Here is a 16,868-nt window from a genome sequence, read left to right as displayed (position 1 = left end):
TATAAACGGACGTGGAGAGGGTGTAAGACCTCATTTGGAGGCAACCTTCAGCGAAGCGTCAACCCCAATCAGCGACCACCCCGGCTAAAGGTGGCGTGGTGAGGAATCCCCCGCGCTCTTTAGCCGGGGGAGGATGTCAATTCAAATATCCTGACACGAGCGAAGGATCAGGCAGGGTGGAATAAATCGCCAGTCTAAAGACACGTCATTTTAGTCTCTCACTTACGTTTTCTTGACATCTAAATTACCATTCGTAGGGGCACGATAGTATCGTGCCCTCACCATAAGTTGCGTTTGTGTGTAAGCTTGTTTTAACCAGCTTTGACCAGAATTAAATCATCTTCTTGCTTCACATCATAACCTGCCAAGGAATCTTTAGCCGGTCCTTGTATTAAATAGTTTTCTCTTTTTAAGTTGTAAATTGGAACCTGATCAGGATTTTAGTGGTTGCCTGTTTTTTGAATAGACGGACGTTTCTTAAATAAACCTGTCATGCTTAACCCTGTAACTAACAACCCCACTAATCCCAAACCATTCAGCAGCGGATAGATGGTTTCTAAACCCAAAATTTTCAGAGTATGCAGTTGCATTAGAAACCTAGCGATCTCGTCTTGATGAAACCATTCATCAAAAATGGTGTAACCCATGCCAGTAATCACGGTTATAATTAACGGGAGACAGGCAGCGATCGCGATTAAGCGGTGGTACTTACGAAACGTGCGTATCATGGGCATCCCCTCCTCCATTGCTTGAGAATTCTGATGTTAGCCATCACTGTTTCCGGCTATAGTTAAGACTTTAAGTGGAAAAGGTAAAGAACTCGGGTGGATACCACAGTTTTGTCAAAAAAAACTCACACCACCAGTAGGGACACGGCAGTGCCATGCCCCTACGGCTATCTACCCCTAAGAAACTATGGGCAGATACACCTGAAAACAACTGCCAACTCCTAACTCACTCCTCACCGTAATGTCTCCACCATGTTGTTGAGCAACGGCTTGAGCGATCGCTAAACCTAACCCTGAACCTTCCTGGCGCTGAGTTCGGGCTTTATCGGCTCGCCACAGGCGATCAAAAATAAACGGCAAATGTTCTGGATCGATACCAATCCCTGTATCCTCCACACTGACAACTACCAAGGTTTCATCTGTGCTCATCGACAGGGTAACTGTACCCCCGGATGGAGTGTATTGCAGAGCGTTTTCAAGCAGGTTACAAAAAACACGAAAAAGTTGAGAAGCATCTCCCTTGACAAAAACATCAGGTTGTAGTAAGCATTTCAGGGTAATGTCTTGGGCTTCAGCGTTGGGTTCGAGACGCTCCTCAACATCCTCCAAAAGTTCGTCCAGGGGAATCACCGTCAATTCGCGGGTTGGTGCGGCGGTTGTCGCATCGGTTCGGGCGAGTAACAGCAGATCCTGCACCAAACGACTCATCTGGCTAGTCGCCGACGCGATCGCAGCCAATTTTTCCACATCCGCCGGATGAATCCGTTCGGGATGAGTCTGCATCACCTCCACTGACGCCTTAATCGCCGTCAGGGGGCTGCGTAACTCGTGAGACGCATCGGCTGTAAACTGTTTAAGTTGCTGAAAACTCTGCTCAATCGGCTGCATCGACTGCCGAGTCAGCCACATACCGCCCACCCCCATCAATCCAAAAGCCAGGATACCGGCTACCCCAGATCCCCAACGTAACTGGCTGAGGACAGCTTCCACAGACTCTGTAGATTCACTGGCGCGAACATAACCTTCGAGTTGTCGTTCTCCTTGGCGGTAACTGTATGCGGGAATCGTTAGGGTACGAATCTGCCCTTGTTCCCCTGTCTGGAACCCTTCTTGTAGGAGAAAAGTGGGCGAAAGTGTGCCAGAGATAGCTAACCGTTGCTGATCCGCCCCAAACCACTCCACACTTTGATCCGGTTTACTCAGATTTTGCCAGGGAATGTCGAGATCACCATCTCCGTCTAAAGGGCGATAAGCAGGTTGATCAACGGCATCTTTATCCTGCTTAATCGCCACTAAACTATGAGCCGCCGCTTGGGCTAAATTGAGCAGACGGTTATCTAATTGCTGATAGAGACTATGGGCAAAAAATTCATAGACTACACCATTGGATATGACCCGAATTGCCACCATAACCATCAGGTAGGAACCCAACAGACGCCAGCGCAAGTATTTAAACTGGGGGCTGACAGAGTTTTGACGCTTTACTTCGGAAAGAGGGCAGGGTTTTGAGTATGTAGAAGCGGGTTTAGGGATTTTCTTTTGGCTATTGAGGGTAACGTTTGTGCGAAACCCGCCCTGACTGAGTTTTGGATTTTGACCCTTTGCTTTGCTTATAGGGAACCTGGTTTTGATACCCAATTTTGGTAAAAATTTATACGGTTTTTTATGTCCCTGATTTCCCTGATATTCTCTGACCATACGTCTTTCCCCTGGCTAATTTTGCTTCAGCCGATACCCGATACCATAAACCGTTTGAATCAAATCCGGTGGAGCGCCTGCTGCTCTAAGTTTTTTGCGTAAATCTTTAATATGAACCTTAACCGCATCTTCTCCGGGTGGATCATCCCATGACCAAAGCTGTTCTAAAATAGCGCTACGACTCTGCACACGACCATGACTTCGTAACAGTAATTCCAGTAAACTGTATTCCTTGGGCGTCAGATGCAGGGGGTGTTCAGCATAAGTGACTTGACAGGTATTCGGATCGAAGCTCAGACGTTCCCACTCCAGCACCGGGGGTAGGCTAGAATTGCCTCGACGCAGTAATGCCCGAATCCGAGCGGTTAATTCTGGCAAATCAAAGGGTTTCACCACATAATCATCCGCACCTGCATCTAATCCAATCACCTTATCATTGCTAGTGTCTTTAGCCGTCAGCATCAGCACCGGGGTCATTTTACCGGAACGTCGCAAGCGTTGACAAAAGCTAATTCCATCCAGTTTAGGTAGCATCACATCCAGCAGGATGAGTTTATAGCTGAATGCTTCGACAAAATCCCACCCCGCTTCGCCATCGGTAGCCATATCAACAATATAATGTTGGTCTTGCAGAGTTTCTGCCAGCGCTTTAGCAATGCGCTGATCATCCTCAACCAGCAAAATCCTCATGATTGTTCACAGCTATTCACGGGTAGATAGTTTCTATAATAACGTTTCACTTTCGTAAACCATAAATTGGATTCGCAGCAAACAATTTTTTCTAATCCGTCGATAACACAGTCTGACAGGTAAACCATTGACAGCCGCCAAATTTAAAATTATTACATGAGGATTCGCGTTAAGATTCTATAACGGCTTTAAGCGTATGCCAACTCAATGTCGCACATTTAATCCGTATAGGAAACTGGGAAACACCCTGTAAAGCATTTAGTTTTCCCAACTCTGGGGAAAACTCACCTTGTCCGGTAATCATCTCCCGAAAGCGTTCCACCATTGACAAGGCTTCGGCTATGGTTTTCCCCCGTACCGTATCCGCCATCAAGTCGGCTGACGCGATCGCGATCGCACAACCTGTTCCCTCAAATTTAATATCTTCAATCCTATCGCCTGTTGGATTAAGTTGTATCGTTAGTTCAATTGTGTCGCCACACATCGGGTTATGTCCGTGATGATATCCATCTACAGGATTGGTTTTGCCTCGATTTCTAGAGTTTTTTGAGTGTTCCAGAATAATTTGCTGATATAATCGGCGCTGATGAATTGAAGAAGTCATAAGCCTTTAACATTCAATAGAGGATAGTTCCATCATTGATTAGATATGCCCAATATTTTTAACTTACCGCCCCAACTGCCTAATGAAGAACTATTTGAGGCTTTAGTCTCTAGTGATAGCATTTTAATTGAGCGCATTATCTCCACGGGACAAACGACACCTATAGGAGAATGGTATGACGGACAGCAGGATGAGTGGGTGATCCTGCTTCAGGGTGAAGCAATTCTTGCCTATGATGATGGTTCGAGAATTGAACTAAAAGCCGGGGATTATGTTCTGATTAATGCTCATCAAAAGCATCGAGTTGAATGGACAAGTTCTCACCCACCCTGCATCTGGCTTGCTGTCCATGGTAATCTATAGGAGAAAATTGTCTTCAGATAATTGTAGTTTTGTCCAAAGGTTATGGGTGAGATGCCAATGATTAAGGGCGGGTTTTGTAGAAAAGTTATCGGCGTCGATTTAAAGTAAATCCCTAAACCCGCCCCTACATGAGGGTTAATGCTTTAGATCCTATCCCTAGAAGAAGGAAGATGAGGGGAAATTAGTTGTTCATAGTCTTTAGGTGTATCGATATCAATTGCTCCTTCGGAAAACGGAATACTAAAGACTTGAGGATAGTAGTTTTGAATTAGTTTTTTTGCCCCTTCGGTAGTCTTAAGCGCCATGAGTTCGGGAAATAAAGTATTGTTAAATAACACAGGGACACCTAGTGTTCCAGCATATTCAGATGCAATAATGGGTTGACCCGTAGAACGGTAGGCTTCAACGAGATGGTTAAGGGTTTGAGAGGAAACGAAGGGTTGATCACAAAGCGCGATCGCAATGGCTTCTAAGTGAGGATTCCCCGTCAGCAGCGCGTTTAAACCCACCTGAATTGAAGCACTCATTCCCTCCCGCCATTGTTGATTTTTGACCACTTGTACAGGTAAATCACTGAGTTCCGGCTGTATTCGTTCTGCATACGCCCCCAACACAACTATAACTGGTTGGCAGACAGACGCGATCGCAACCTCTGCTGTGTGGCGAATAAAACTGCGTCCTTGGTAGTCTAGCAGTTGTTTGGGTGTACCCATGCGTGTGGATGCTCCTGCTGCCAGAATGATTAGACCAACCGTTGAAGAATTCATGTTATAGTGATATCTATATTTGTAGTTAGTGCTGTCTTCACTTCTGGCACTAAAGTGCCTACTACGAACTCAAATAAACTGTTCTATAAATGTCAAATTATTTGATGCTTCGGTCATGAATGGGTCTCAGTCTGTTTCTCAGCGACTCTCCCGTGCGATTCCTGATAACCGCTTGAATTTCCGCCACAATGGATAGGGCAATTTCTTCTGGCGTATCCCCACCAATGTCAAGACCAATAGGACTATATAAACGTTGACGTTGTTGTTCGGTTGGGGTAATTTCTTCTGGCAAATCTTGCAGTAAGGTTTCGGTTCGGCTTTTGGGACCAATGATTCCTAAATACTGTACCGGAGAGGGTAAGAGGGTTTTCAGAAGTTCCAGGTCATGCAGATAGTTATGGGTCATAACTACAGCTATTGTACGATGATTGAGGTGAACGCGATCGCAGACTTTCTCAGGAGGGCAAAGAATGACGTGCTCCGCACATTTAAATCGTTCTCGTGTCACGTTAGCTTGTCGGTTATCCACGACTGTCACATACCATCCCAATTCTTGCGCCAAGCGTACTAATGGTAAAACATCATGACCTGCACCAAAAATGATCAGGGGTAGGGGCGGCTGGATAAACTCAATAAACACCTCAGCTTTACCGATGAGTAAGGGATAAGTGTTTATCAATGAGCGACTGTTTTTAAGCGCGTTCTGGGCATCATCGCGTATCTGGGTAACTAAATCAGTATCTGGGATATTGCTTTCGACTCTACCATCTGGATACAGGATTAAGCGAGTTCCAATTTGGTTTTTGATCTCACCCTCAACCTGAAACACCGTTGCTAGAACTCCCAATCGTCGATAGCGGATACAGTCGCTTAAAAATGTTAGCGGGTTGAATGAATTCTCTGGTTTAATTCGTTCAATCATAATTTGAACAATTCCATTACAACCGAGTCCCAATCCCCAGATAATATCCTCATCGGACATCGTATCGTACTCTACAACAATGGGTTTGCCAGACGTCATCACCCCTTGCGCCTGTTCAAAAACATCACCTTCTAAACAACCACCACTCAGGGAACCAACCATCTTTCCCCCTGAAGTCATCAGCATTCGCGCACCAGGGCGTCGGTAAGTCGAACCTTGGGCTTTGACGAGGGTGGCGAGGGCGATGCTTTGATCAGAGTTCTTCGTTTGCTCAAATGTTTGCAGAATGTTCTGTAATTCTTTCATAAGTGAGCCACTCTGACTACTGATTTGTCAACTTATCCGGTGTCAGGGGCAGATTCCGCAACCGCTTACCCGTCGCGTGATAAACGGCATTCGCCACCGCCGCCGCCACCCCGGTAATACCAATTTCACCTAAACCCCTTGCCCCGGCTGGGTTAAAGTTCAAATCCGGTTTGCCGACAAATGTCACCTCAATCCGAGGAATGTCTGCGTGTGCCGGAAAGTGATACGTCGCCAAGTCATACACCACAGGATAGCCAATATCTGGGTCAAAGTGGCACGCCTCCATCAACGCTTGCCCAATCCCCATAATCACAGCACCGCGCACCTGACTCGCCGCCGTTTTCCCATTCATCACCCGCCCAATATCCATCACTGACACCCAGCGCGTCACCCGCAAACGCCCGATTTCTTCATCCACAGCCACCTCGCACAAATGTGCACCCCATGACTGAAATGCCCATTTTTTGCCCTCATCTCCCGGTGCTGTCGAAGCCGTTGCCTCAAATGCTTCCCGCCCAGATTGACGCAGGGCATCAAAGGCAGCCGATGCTGTTGTACAATTCGCCGTTTTCAGCACTTCCTGACACGCTTCCATGACAGCGGGGGCAATCGATGCTGTCATCATAGAACCCCCAGCCATCCCACCATCGGGTAATTGGGAATCGCCCAATTCAACGCGCACATTGTCCACGGGTACACCCAGCGCCTCGGCGGCTGTCACCGCAATCATGGTATAAGCACCTGTACCCATGTCATTAGCGGCGGTTAGGATATGCACAGTGCCATCGGGTAACAGGCGCACCTTCACCGATGCTTGACCGCGAAGCGCCGGAAACGTTGCTGCCGCCATACCCCAGCCGATTAGCTGACCCTCACGGGTGAGGGCGCGGGTTTGTCGGGGTCTATCTTTCCAGCCAAACTGTTGTGCGCCCATTTGCAAACAATCAGCAAAGTGCTTGGCAGAAAAAGGCAATCCTTTGCGCTGATGTTCCTTCGTTTCATTTTTCAGCCGCAGTTCCACCGGATCTAAATTCAGCGCCCAAGCCAGTTCATCCATGGCGGATTCCAGCGCCCACATCCCCGGATTTTCCCCTGGTGCACGCATAAAGGTTGGTGTACCCACGTTCAGGACAGCGAGTTCCTGATTTAACTGCATCGTGGGGGCAGCATACATGACAGGTGTAATATTTGTACAAGGTTCAGTGAAAACCTCGACGGGAGAGGTACAGGACTTAACCTCATGCGCGATCGCACTCAGTATACCCTCTGCATTTGCCGCCAGACGAATCCTTTGTTCAGTTTGGGAACGATGTCCCGTATTCGCGGTCATCTGTCGGCGGCTGAGAACCACTTTCAGGGGACGTTGTAGCTGACGGGCGGCGGCGACACAAAGAATCCCATGGGACCAAGGGAAGCCTTTACAACCAAATGCTCCCCCAATATACGGCGTTATTATCCGTACCTTTTCTACAGGGATATCACACAGTTCCGCATAAGTGCGTTGGGAACCCATTACCCACTGTGACGGTTCGTAGACGGTGAGGGAATCGCCTTGCCACTGGGCAATAATGGCATGGGGTTCCATGGGGGCATGAAGTTCTGTGGGGGTGGTGTACGTCGCCTCAACCGTCGCGGCTGCGTCTGCCATTCCAGCCGTAAAATCTCCTGTGGCAAACTGCCCTTTCTCAAAGGTAAACGACTCCCCAAACATTGACGGAGCTTCCTGGAATGTGGCGTTTTTCGCCTCAACCACTGGCGGTTGGATATCGTACTCAACCTTCACCTGATGCGCCCCATGTCTTGCCCGTTCAAAAGTATCTGCCACCACTAAGCCGATAATTTGTCCCCCATAGTGAACGGTATCATCGGATAGGGGTAAACGTGCCTCGTAGATTTTCGAGGTGATGAAATTATTGGTGGGTGGGCATATTGGCGGGGCGTTTTTATGAGTGAAAACCGCAATCACCCCCGGTATCGCCTCTGCTGCACGAGTATCAATGGATTTAATCCGCCCCTTGGCAATACTGGCAGTTACCAGATACCCGTGAACCAGTCCCGGAATCGGGTGTTCTGCGGCATAGGTTGCCGTTCCTGTGACTTTGGCACGCCCATCTTTGCGGCTAACATTTTTCCCCATCACCTGACTCATGCGAGACTTTCCCCCTTGGCTGATAATATCAGCGATCGCCGGATCGCGCGTTTGGCTAATTCCACTTTAAAACCATTGTCAACTAAGGGTTGCGCTGCCTGTAGCACCATGTCTGCTGCTTCCTGGAATATTTCGGCGTTGGCAGGTTTTCCCCGTAAAAATGTCTCCGCTTCCTGGGAACGCCAGGGTTTGTGGGCAACGCCACCTAGGGCTAAACGCGCCTCAATAATAGAATCTGCGGCGATATTCACCATAGCCGCCACTGAAACCAGGGCAAAGGAATAGGACGCCCTGTCCCGTAGTTTAAGATAAACACCCGATTGAGCAAAGGGTACAGGGGGTAACACCACAGCCGTAATCAGTTCGCCGGGTTCTAACGTTGTGTCCCGTTGGGGTGTGTCGCCGGGGAGACGGTGAAACTCAGTGAATGGGATTTGCCGCCTCCCGTTGGTTCCTTCCACCTCAACCACCGCATCCAACGCCGCCAACGCCACGCACATATCAGAGGGATGAACCGCCACACATTGCTCACTCGCGCCAAAAATGGCGTGCATCCGATTCATACCCGTTACCGCCGGACAACCACTCCCTGGCTGCCGTTTATTGCAGGGGAAGGCAGTGTCGTAGTAGTAGGGACAGCGCGTGCGTTGTAGAAGATTACCACCCACACTTGCTACATTGCGAATTTGCTGAGAGGCACCCGACAAAATCGCCCGAGAAAGCAGGGGATAGTTCCGGCGGACTGTAGGATGATCCGCAACGGCGGTATTACTCACCAGTGCGCCAATCCGCAAACCGCCTGCTGTCGTCTCTTGAATCCGCCGCATCTGCAAGCGGGAGATATCGATAAGCTGCGAGGGTTGATCCAGAAAGACTTTCATCCGGTCAACTAAGTTGGTTCCTCCAGCAATAAACAGGGCTTGTTGATCCGCCATTGCTCGTTGCACGGCATCGTTTACCGAAGTGGCGCGGATATAGGAGAATTTATTCATTGACCAAGACGGTAGCGCTCTTGAGAAGGAGGCGTCTGTCCGGCGGCTTGCTGCACGGCGGCGACTATGCCATTATACGCGCCACAGCGACAGAGATTCCCACTCAGTCGTTCTTTAATTTCCGTCTCAGAGAGTTCTGCTAGTTGAGGTGGATGGGAGAGATCCTCTGTGACAGCGCTCCCACAGCCTTGTTTTACTTCGTCAAGGAGGGCGACAGCAGCGCAAATCTGTCCGGGTGTACAGTAGCCGCACTGGAAACCATCCTGTTCGATAAATGCGGCTTGCACGGGATGGAGAGTATCGCCGACGCTGAGTCCCTCAATGGTAACAATTTCCTTGCCTTCCTGCATGACAGCTAAGGAGAGACAGGAGTAAACCCGCTGTCCGTCAATGAGGACTGTACAAGCGCCACATTGACCATGATCACAGCCTTTTTTACTGCCTGTAAGGTTAAGGCGATCGCGCAGTGTATCTAGTAATGTAACTCGTGGTTCAATGGTTAGCGATCGCGTCTCACCATTAATCGTCAGGTTAACTGTTATTTCGTCATTTGTCATTGGTCATTTGTTTATGTCATTTGTCATTTGTCATTTGGTCGGGGCGGGTTTTGCTGCCAAGCTAGGGATAACAATCAATATTAGTCCCTAAACCCGCCCCTACACACGGATAGATTTCATGGCGCGTCTCTACACCCCCCTGCTCCCAGACGCGCCATGGCGCGTCTCTACATTGCTCCCAGACGCGCCATGGCGCGTCTCTACATTGCTTCCCCTGCTTCCCTATCTCCCCTAATTGAGAGGTGAGTGGACTAACTGCGCCAAGGTTGCTTCCATTACCGCCGTGGTTTGCCCAGACACCGTAAATACTACAGCTTCACGATAGACTCTTTGGGCGGCGTGGGATTGGATATTTGCCGCCCCACTAGAAACTGTTACAGCCGCATTGGTACAGCGCCCCGCTAAATTAATTGCCCACGCCCTTAATTGTAGGGATTGGGGACGTTTTTCCCCCATGTAGGGGCGGGTTTCACTATTATCATTTGTTGTCACCCGGATGTTTCTAAACCCGCCCTCATCTCCCCTATCTCCCCTATCTCCCCTATCTCCCCTATCTCCCCTATCTGCCCTATCTCCCCTATCTCTTCCATTTTCCTGATCTTCGGTGTCAGCATAATTTGTTGATAATGCTGCCATCATTGCGGCTTCACAGTCAGAGACTTCGGCGTTGAGCGCATTAAAAGCATCTTGAATAAACCCTAATTTCTTGCGTTGATAAACGGCGGCAATAATATCTAATCCGGCTTGAGCACAGCCCAAGGCAAAGAATCCATGATTTAACACATTTTTTCGATCCGTTTCATGAATCGCTCCGGCTTTTCTGATGAATAAAACAGACTCGTGGGGTAAAAACCAATCAGTCAGACTCGCCGACACTGTATTCGTGGAGTTCATCGCCGCTAACACCATCGGTTCACTAAACGCGATCGCACCCCCAACCGCTTGCTCTGTAGACGTAAAGGGTACTATACCATAGAGTTCTCGACCATCGGGTAATGTCGCCCCAATCACAAAATCCTCAAACAAGCTAAAACCCGTAACCCAAGGGACATTTCCAGTAATCTGATAACCCCCATCCACAGGCGTCGCTTTGACTGGAGGATTCCCAGTGCGTCGCAGTTGGGAGAATCCCACGCCCACTAACACCTCACCTCTCCCCATGGGGGGAAGATACTGCTGCTTTAAGGCTTCATTGTCACTCTTTGCCAAAAAGCCACCTGCACTCTGATGCTGAGTTTGCAGAAATGCCAACGCGCCCGAATATCGACAGACTTGTTGTTGGAAGTGAAAGAAGGTGACAGGAGTAACCTCGGCACCTCCCCAACCTTGGGGAACCTTCAGCGCGAGGAGGTTGCGAGAGCCTAATCCCTGGAGTGCGGTGCGTAATGCTTCGGTATCCCGATCTATCTCTGAGGCGCTAGGGGCAACGATTTGGCGCAAGTAAGCATCCGCCACCTCTAAAAGGTTGGACTGATTCGCGATATCTTGAGCAACACCCTGGTTAGCTGCGGTTAGTGACATTTGGCAACAAACAGTTAAATTATCCCTTCCTTAGACTATCCAATTTTTAGCAAAGGAAACAAAGAGCAGGGAACGGCAACAGACGATTGCCCAAATTATTTAGGGCGGCTAGATAAGACAGTTGAGGCAAAAAATCGGATGACTTAAGGTCAGCTTGGTAAAAAATAGGAAAAAATCAGTTATTTCATCAAAGGTATTATCTAGGCTAATGTATTTGGTAAAATTCTCAATAAGCACAGCCACTGATTTCATTATGTTTGAGAAATGGCAGATTGGAACAATGCAAATTTATCATCATCAATCCCATACAGAATAACCTTGGGCATAATGATCAATCTGACTTTTCACGCCATTTAGAAAAATCGACATTAGACCTAACCCCCCAGCCCCCTTCCCTGCGTAGCTTACTTCCCCGAAGGGGTGGGAAGGGGGAGAATTCAAAGCCTCTCTCTAACCCCCCTTTTTCCCCCCTTTCAAAGGGGGGCAAGGGGGGATGGGGGCAAGGGGGGATGGAGAGAGGTTTGGAGAGAGGTTTTCCAGATCCCGTGAAAAGTAAGAATGATCAATCCCCCAAAAACCATTTTCTTGGCAAAATATCCTAGCCAATTTCTATTAATCGTAACTCTGGACACATAACTGGCACCGTTTTCACGAAACTATTTGATGTAGGGTAGGCAAGTAGGATAAAGCCTGAAAAGCTGAGCAAGAGAGTGGCTGGAACTTGCCCATCCCGCGTTAACTTGGGACTTATTGCCACAGGTGAAAAATGTCAACTAACTATGGAGGTATAAATTATGTTAGCGAAACAGGATACCAGTATCCTTTTGCACACCCGAATCGACTGATCAAGCCGATCTTGCCTCATCGTTCTCTCAATGTTAACTTAAATAAACTTAAGTTTCATTTCTTTACATCTAGCTCTAACCTAGATTGACATCTCGTCAAATCAAGCGATGAGGTAAAGTAATTCATAAGCGTTAGCTACAATTAGGCTGAAGCTTCTACACCTTGTTGTGTTGACTCCAATGCCAGCGCCAAGAGCAATCCTGTCAGAGACAGGGCGTAATCGTCATCACACAGGTGAATTGAACCCTATTGAATTGTCAGAGCATCCAATGAACATTAGTCAGCAATTAGGCAGACTCAAAAGAGGCATCTTCAGAATCAAAAGATTCCCTCGTTTTTTAATCTTACTGATTGCCTCAATTGCCGCAATTCAGTTTCTAATTTTTCCCGCCTTGACCCAACAACCCGTCACGGTCAAAGTGTTAATGAGCGCTCTAGAAGCATCCCAGTGGCAACCTTTTGTCGAGGATTTTGAACAACAAAATCCAGGCATTAATCTGGAAATCATCGAAGGACCGAATGAAACTAACTTGGTTGAAGACCTCTATACCTCGGCTTTCTTACTAGGAGAATCCCCTTACGATCTCGTTTATCTAGACATTGTTTGGGTACCAAAATTTGCCGCCGCCGGATGGTTAATGCCTCTGTCTGACCGAGTTTCTGAAGACCAATTATCAGAGTTTCTGCAAGGGGATGTAGAGGGGGGACGCTACAACGGTGAACTTTATCGGATGCCCTTCCGTTCCGACGGGGGTATGCTCTACTACCGTACTGACTTATTAAAGCAAGGTGGATACGAACCCCCCGAAACTTTTGACGAACTCATGCAAATATCCCAAGCCTTACAACAACAAACAGACATTGATTTGGGGTATTTATGGCAAGGGAAGCAGTACGAAGGATTGTCTGCTATGTTTGTGGAAATCCTGGAAGGATTTGGTGGCTTTTGGGTGAATCCAGACACATTAGAAGTTGGACTTGATCAACCCGAAGCTATCCAAGCTGTCGAATTTTTACGCAATACCATTGACAAAGGCGTTTCTCCCCCTGGTGTCACCACTTACGCCGAAGAAGAAACCAGGCGAATCTTCCAAAACGGTGAAGCTATTTTCTTGCGAAATTGGCCCTACGTTTACACATTAGCAGCCGACTCAGAAATTGCGGGTCAATTTGCAATCAAGCCGATGGTACACCAACCTAATGATAGCAGTGGTGCTTGCCAAGGTGGATGGGGACTGGGTATTTCTAAATCGACGAAACACGCCGATGAAGCCTGGAAAGTGATTGAATTCTTTAACCGTCTGGAGGTACAAAAACAATTCATATTGGCAACAGGCTATGCTCCAGCTCTCAAATCCCTTTATACCGATACCGAACTGGTGGCTAAATATAGTTACTTTCCCAAACTTCTAGAAGTTCTGGAAAAAGCGGTTCTGCGTCCACCCATCGCCCAATATGCTCAAACCTCAGATATTTTACAGCGTTATCTGAGTGCAGCGATTACGCAAAGCCTAAGTGCAGAAGAAGCCATGAATCGGGCAGCCCAGGAGACTCGTAGACTCTTGGGAGATTAATGTGAAGCAGCAGGTTTCACGGCTAGTTGTAAGTCTATAAAGTCACTATGAAACAAGGTTCAATTCGGCAAAAAGAGATCCGAACAGGTTGGTTACTAACCCTACTTGCCATACTTATCTTGGTAATGGTATTTGCCTATCCCATTGGACGGGCATTTTGGTTGAGTCTATTCACTCAAAATTTGGGTACTGAGTTGCAGGCAGAGTTTTCCGGACTGGCAAATTATGCAAGGCTTTTGGGTGATGGGCGCTTCTGGCAAAGCATCTGGCACACGACCGTTTTTACGGTGTCCTCGATTCTGGTTGAATTAGTGCTAGGAATGGCAATTGCCCTAGTTCTAAATCAAGCCTTTTTTGGACGAGGTTTAGTTCGCACGGCTGCACTCATTCCCTGGGCGTTACCAACAGCCGTCATGGGGTTAGCTTGGCAGTGGATTTTCAATGATCAGTATGGCGTTGCCAACGATATTTTGCGATTTTTACCCGTCGTTGACCCGGTAACTTGGTTGGGTGAACCTAATTTGGCAATGGTGGCATTGATTGCGGCTGATGTCTGGAAAACAACGCCTTTTTTTGCGATCATTCTGCTGGCAGGATTGCAATCAATTTCTGAGGATCTTTATGAAGCTCATGCTATTGATGGAGCCTCTCCACTACAAAGCTTTGTGCAAATCACCTTACCTTTGCTAACCCCACAAATCCTGATTGCCTTATTATTTCGATTTGCTCAAGCCTTCGGTATTTTTGATTTGATCCTAGTGATGACGGGAGGGGGTCCAGCTAATGCTACGGAAATGATCTCACTCTATATTTACGACACGGTGAGGCGCTATCTGGATTTTGGTTACGGTGCTGCTTTGGTAGTCGTAACATTTCTATTGCTGATTATCGCCGTAGCAATTGTCGCATTTTTGCTCTCAAAAACCCGGCTTAATGTTTTAGGAGACCAATAGATTAACCATGGCAATCGCTCAACAATCATCATCACAAAAAAAGTCACGAATCAATACCAAGCAAATTATGCTCTGGGTTGGTGTTGTATTAACGCTAATCTTTTGCCTCGCGCCAGCCCTTTGGCAAGTTATCACGTCATTCAAGGTGAATGAGGCAATTTCGGCAATTCCTAATGTCTATTTTCCCGCACCGGATCAACTCACTTGGAATCACTACACGCAGCTATTTGAGCGTTATCCCTTTTGGCGTTATATCTTCAATAGCGCCCTTGTTTCATTAACCTCCACCTTATTGTGTTTAATCGCCGGAGCGCCTGCCGCTTATGCCTTAGCACGGTTAAAAATTCCGGGAGAGCGGATTGTTCTAGGCTGTGTCCTCGTCGTCAGTCTCTTTCCCTACGTGCTACTGTTTCTGGGGCTGCTAGAGGTGGTGAAAGCTTTCGGCTTGGGAAATAACTACATCGCCCTAATTGTTCCTTATACCGGAATTAATTTACCGCTGACTATTTTGGTTCTACGGAGTTTCTTTCAGCAGCTACCTAAAGACTTAGAAGATTCGGCTAAGGTTGATGGATACAACACAGTACAAATGCTGCTGAAAATTGTTCTGCCGATGACCATACCTGCCCTGGTAACGACGGGAATTTTGACATTTATCTTTGCCTGGAATGAATTTATCTTTGCTTTGACCTTTATTACTCAAAATGAAATGAAAACTATCCCGGTGGCAGTGGCTCAAATTGGCGGAACATCTGTATTTGAAATTCCTTACGGTCCGATCGCGGCGGCGACAGTAGCTGGAACGTTGCCCCTGATTGTGTTAGTCCTCCTCTTCCAGCGTCGCATTGTTCAAGGAATCACGGCTGGGGCAGTTAAAGGATGAGGTTGTAGAGACGTGCCATGGCACGTCTGGATTAACCCCGATTTAGATTCAAAACTCAATAGGCAAAAATCATGGCAAAACTAGAACTACAGAATCTACGCAAAGAATACAATCCCAAAACAGTGCCGATTAAAGACATCAGCTTAGAGGTTGAAGATGGTGAATTTATGACATTTATCGGACCCTCTGGCTGTGGCAAATCCACATTACTACGATTAATTGCGGGATTGGAAACCCCAACCAAGGGTAGAGTTGTAATCAGTGGACAAACGGTCAACACTGTCCCTCCCGGCGATCGCAACATTGCCATGGTTTTCCAGAGTTACGCCCTCTATCCTCACATGACAGTAGAGGAAAATATCGGCGCTTCTCTGAGAATCCGTAAAACTCCTAGGGATGAAATTCGCAAACGCATTGATGATGTCATTCTCAAGCTAGATTTAGACCGTTCCTTACTCGAACGCAAACCCCGTCAACTCTCTGGTGGACAACGACAACGGGTAGCGGTTGCCCGCGCCTTAGTTCGGGAACCGGAAGTCTTTTTATTAGATGAACCCTTGAGTAACTTAGATGCCTTACTGCGAGAACAAGTTCGGGCGGAACTCAAGCAACTATTTAAATCTCAAAACAAACCCGTCGTCTATGTTACCCACGACCAAACTGAGGCAATGACTCTCTCTACTCGAATTGCCTTACTTTACGAGGGCGTATTGCAACAGCTTGATACTCCCTATCAGATTTATACCTACCCAGCTAATAGTTTTGTTGCTAGTTTCATGGGCAGTCCCCAAATGAACCTGCTGACTCTTAACTGTCAGGCGAATTATGCCATTCTGGGTGACTTTAAACTGAAACTGCCCAACTTGCCGCAAAAACCGCGCCAAATTATCATGGGTATTCGTCCTGAAAATGTGCGGATTGCCAGAGAAGGAGATAACCAAATCATTAAAGGTAACGTGTATCTCGTTGAAGATATGGGCAAAGAAAAACTGATTAGCGTGCGGGTGAGGGGTTCCCAAGGGTCAGAAGGTAAGACAATTCGGGCGTTGTTACCCGCTGATCACTACTGGGATGGTGAAGAAGATACAGTGACTCTAGCCCTACCGGAGAAAACGATGCACTGGTTTGATGTAGAATCAGGCGATCGCTTCACCCATCATTCCTAACCGCTCCAGTCTCGAAACTGACGACAGTCGGGGCGGGTTTAGTCACATTTTTTGTGCAACCGAAAAGATAATCGTCAAACCCGCCCCTACACCTTACTTTTCACTTTTCACGGGATCTGGAAAACCTCTCTCCATCCCCCCTAGCCCCC

General features: G+C 47.6%; 15 protein-coding genes. 5 read left to right on the top strand and 10 right to left on the bottom strand.

Annotated elements, in window-relative coordinates:
* Window positions 1-440 precede the first annotated feature (440 nt).
* The 4 genes from RLO19_RS21925 to sufU form a co-directional block, all read right to left on the bottom strand.
* The gene (locus tag RLO19_RS21925; protein ID WP_446337000.1) at window positions 441-728 is read right to left on the bottom strand and encodes a peptidase; all 288 of its coding nucleotides are present in this window, start codon (window positions 726-728) and stop codon (window positions 441-443) included.
* A 177-nt stretch (window positions 729-905) separates the two neighbouring features.
* A complete protein-coding gene (locus RLO19_RS21920) occupies window positions 906-2,426 on the bottom strand; it encodes a sensor histidine kinase (protein ID WP_446359540.1) in 1,521 nt (506 codons plus the stop codon).
* A gap of 15 nt (window positions 2,427-2,441) precedes the next feature.
* Complete coding sequence (locus RLO19_RS21915) at window positions 2,442-3,116, bottom strand: response regulator transcription factor (RefSeq protein WP_446359539.1); 675 nt, start codon at window positions 3,114-3,116, stop codon at window positions 2,442-2,444.
* Window positions 3,117-3,285: 169 nt separating this feature from the next.
* The gene (gene sufU, locus RLO19_RS21910; protein ID WP_446359538.1) at window positions 3,286-3,720 is read right to left on the bottom strand and encodes a Fe-S cluster assembly sulfur transfer protein SufU; all 435 of its coding nucleotides are present in this window, start codon (window positions 3,718-3,720) and stop codon (window positions 3,286-3,288) included.
* Between the two features lie 45 nt (window positions 3,721-3,765).
* Between sufU and RLO19_RS21905 the strand changes: the two genes are divergently transcribed.
* On the top strand, window positions 3,766-4,083 hold the full coding sequence (locus RLO19_RS21905) for a cupin domain-containing protein (protein WP_446359537.1): 318 nt from the start codon (window positions 3,766-3,768) through the stop codon (window positions 4,081-4,083).
* A gap of 143 nt (window positions 4,084-4,226) precedes the next feature.
* Here RLO19_RS21905 and RLO19_RS21900 read toward each other — a convergent pair whose 3' ends face one another.
* From RLO19_RS21900 to RLO19_RS21875, 6 genes are all read right to left on the bottom strand, one after another.
* Complete coding sequence (locus RLO19_RS21900) at window positions 4,227-4,850, bottom strand: nucleotidyltransferase family protein (protein WP_446359536.1); 624 nt, start codon at window positions 4,848-4,850, stop codon at window positions 4,227-4,229.
* 97 nt (window positions 4,851-4,947) lie between these two features.
* The gene (locus RLO19_RS21895) at window positions 4,948-6,078 is read right to left on the bottom strand and encodes an XdhC family protein (protein ID WP_446359535.1); all 1,131 of its coding nucleotides are present in this window, start codon (window positions 6,076-6,078) and stop codon (window positions 4,948-4,950) included.
* 16 nt (window positions 6,079-6,094) lie between these two features.
* The gene (locus tag RLO19_RS21890; RefSeq protein ID WP_446359534.1) at window positions 6,095-8,227 is read right to left on the bottom strand and encodes a xanthine dehydrogenase family protein molybdopterin-binding subunit; all 2,133 of its coding nucleotides are present in this window, start codon (window positions 8,225-8,227) and stop codon (window positions 6,095-6,097) included.
* Entirely contained in the window at window positions 8,224-9,219 is a 996-nt protein-coding gene (locus RLO19_RS21885; RefSeq protein ID WP_446359533.1) for an FAD binding domain-containing protein, read from the bottom strand. Before RLO19_RS21885 ends, RLO19_RS21890 begins: the two co-directional genes overlap by 4 nt.
* The gene (locus tag RLO19_RS21880) at window positions 9,216-9,776 is read right to left on the bottom strand and encodes a 2Fe-2S iron-sulfur cluster-binding protein (RefSeq protein WP_446359532.1); all 561 of its coding nucleotides are present in this window, start codon (window positions 9,774-9,776) and stop codon (window positions 9,216-9,218) included. Before RLO19_RS21880 ends, RLO19_RS21885 begins: the two co-directional genes overlap by 4 nt.
* 231 nt (window positions 9,777-10,007) lie before the next feature.
* Window positions 10,008-11,297, bottom strand: a complete 1,290-nt coding sequence (locus RLO19_RS21875) for an acyl-CoA dehydrogenase family protein (protein ID WP_446359531.1) — start codon at window positions 11,295-11,297, stop codon at window positions 10,008-10,010.
* Between the two features lie 1,115 nt (window positions 11,298-12,412).
* On the opposite strand from RLO19_RS21875, the gene RLO19_RS21870 reads away from it, so the two are divergent.
* From RLO19_RS21870 to RLO19_RS21855, 4 genes are all read left to right on the top strand, one after another.
* On the top strand, window positions 12,413-13,717 hold the full coding sequence (locus RLO19_RS21870) for an ABC transporter substrate-binding protein (RefSeq protein ID WP_446359530.1): 1,305 nt from the start codon (window positions 12,413-12,415) through the stop codon (window positions 13,715-13,717).
* A 47-nt stretch (window positions 13,718-13,764) separates the two neighbouring features.
* Entirely contained in the window at window positions 13,765-14,670 is a 906-nt protein-coding gene (locus tag RLO19_RS21865) for a carbohydrate ABC transporter permease (protein WP_446359529.1), read from the top strand.
* Between the two features lie 7 nt (window positions 14,671-14,677).
* Window positions 14,678-15,553 carry a carbohydrate ABC transporter permease gene (locus RLO19_RS21860; RefSeq protein WP_446359528.1) on the top strand — a complete coding sequence of 292 codons (876 nt, stop codon included), beginning with the start codon at window positions 14,678-14,680 and terminating at the stop codon, window positions 15,551-15,553.
* 71 nt (window positions 15,554-15,624) lie between these two features.
* Window positions 15,625-16,719 carry an ABC transporter ATP-binding protein gene (locus RLO19_RS21855; RefSeq protein ID WP_446359527.1) on the top strand — a complete coding sequence of 365 codons (1,095 nt, stop codon included), beginning with the start codon at window positions 15,625-15,627 and terminating at the stop codon, window positions 16,717-16,719.
* The last annotated feature ends 149 nt before the right edge of the window (window positions 16,720-16,868 follow it).

The organism is Coleofasciculus sp. G2-EDA-02 (assembly GCF_040226375.1).
GTDB lineage: Bacteria > Cyanobacteriota > Cyanobacteriia > Cyanobacteriales > Coleofasciculaceae > Coleofasciculus.
This window is presented reverse-complemented; position numbering and strand designations above follow the sequence as displayed.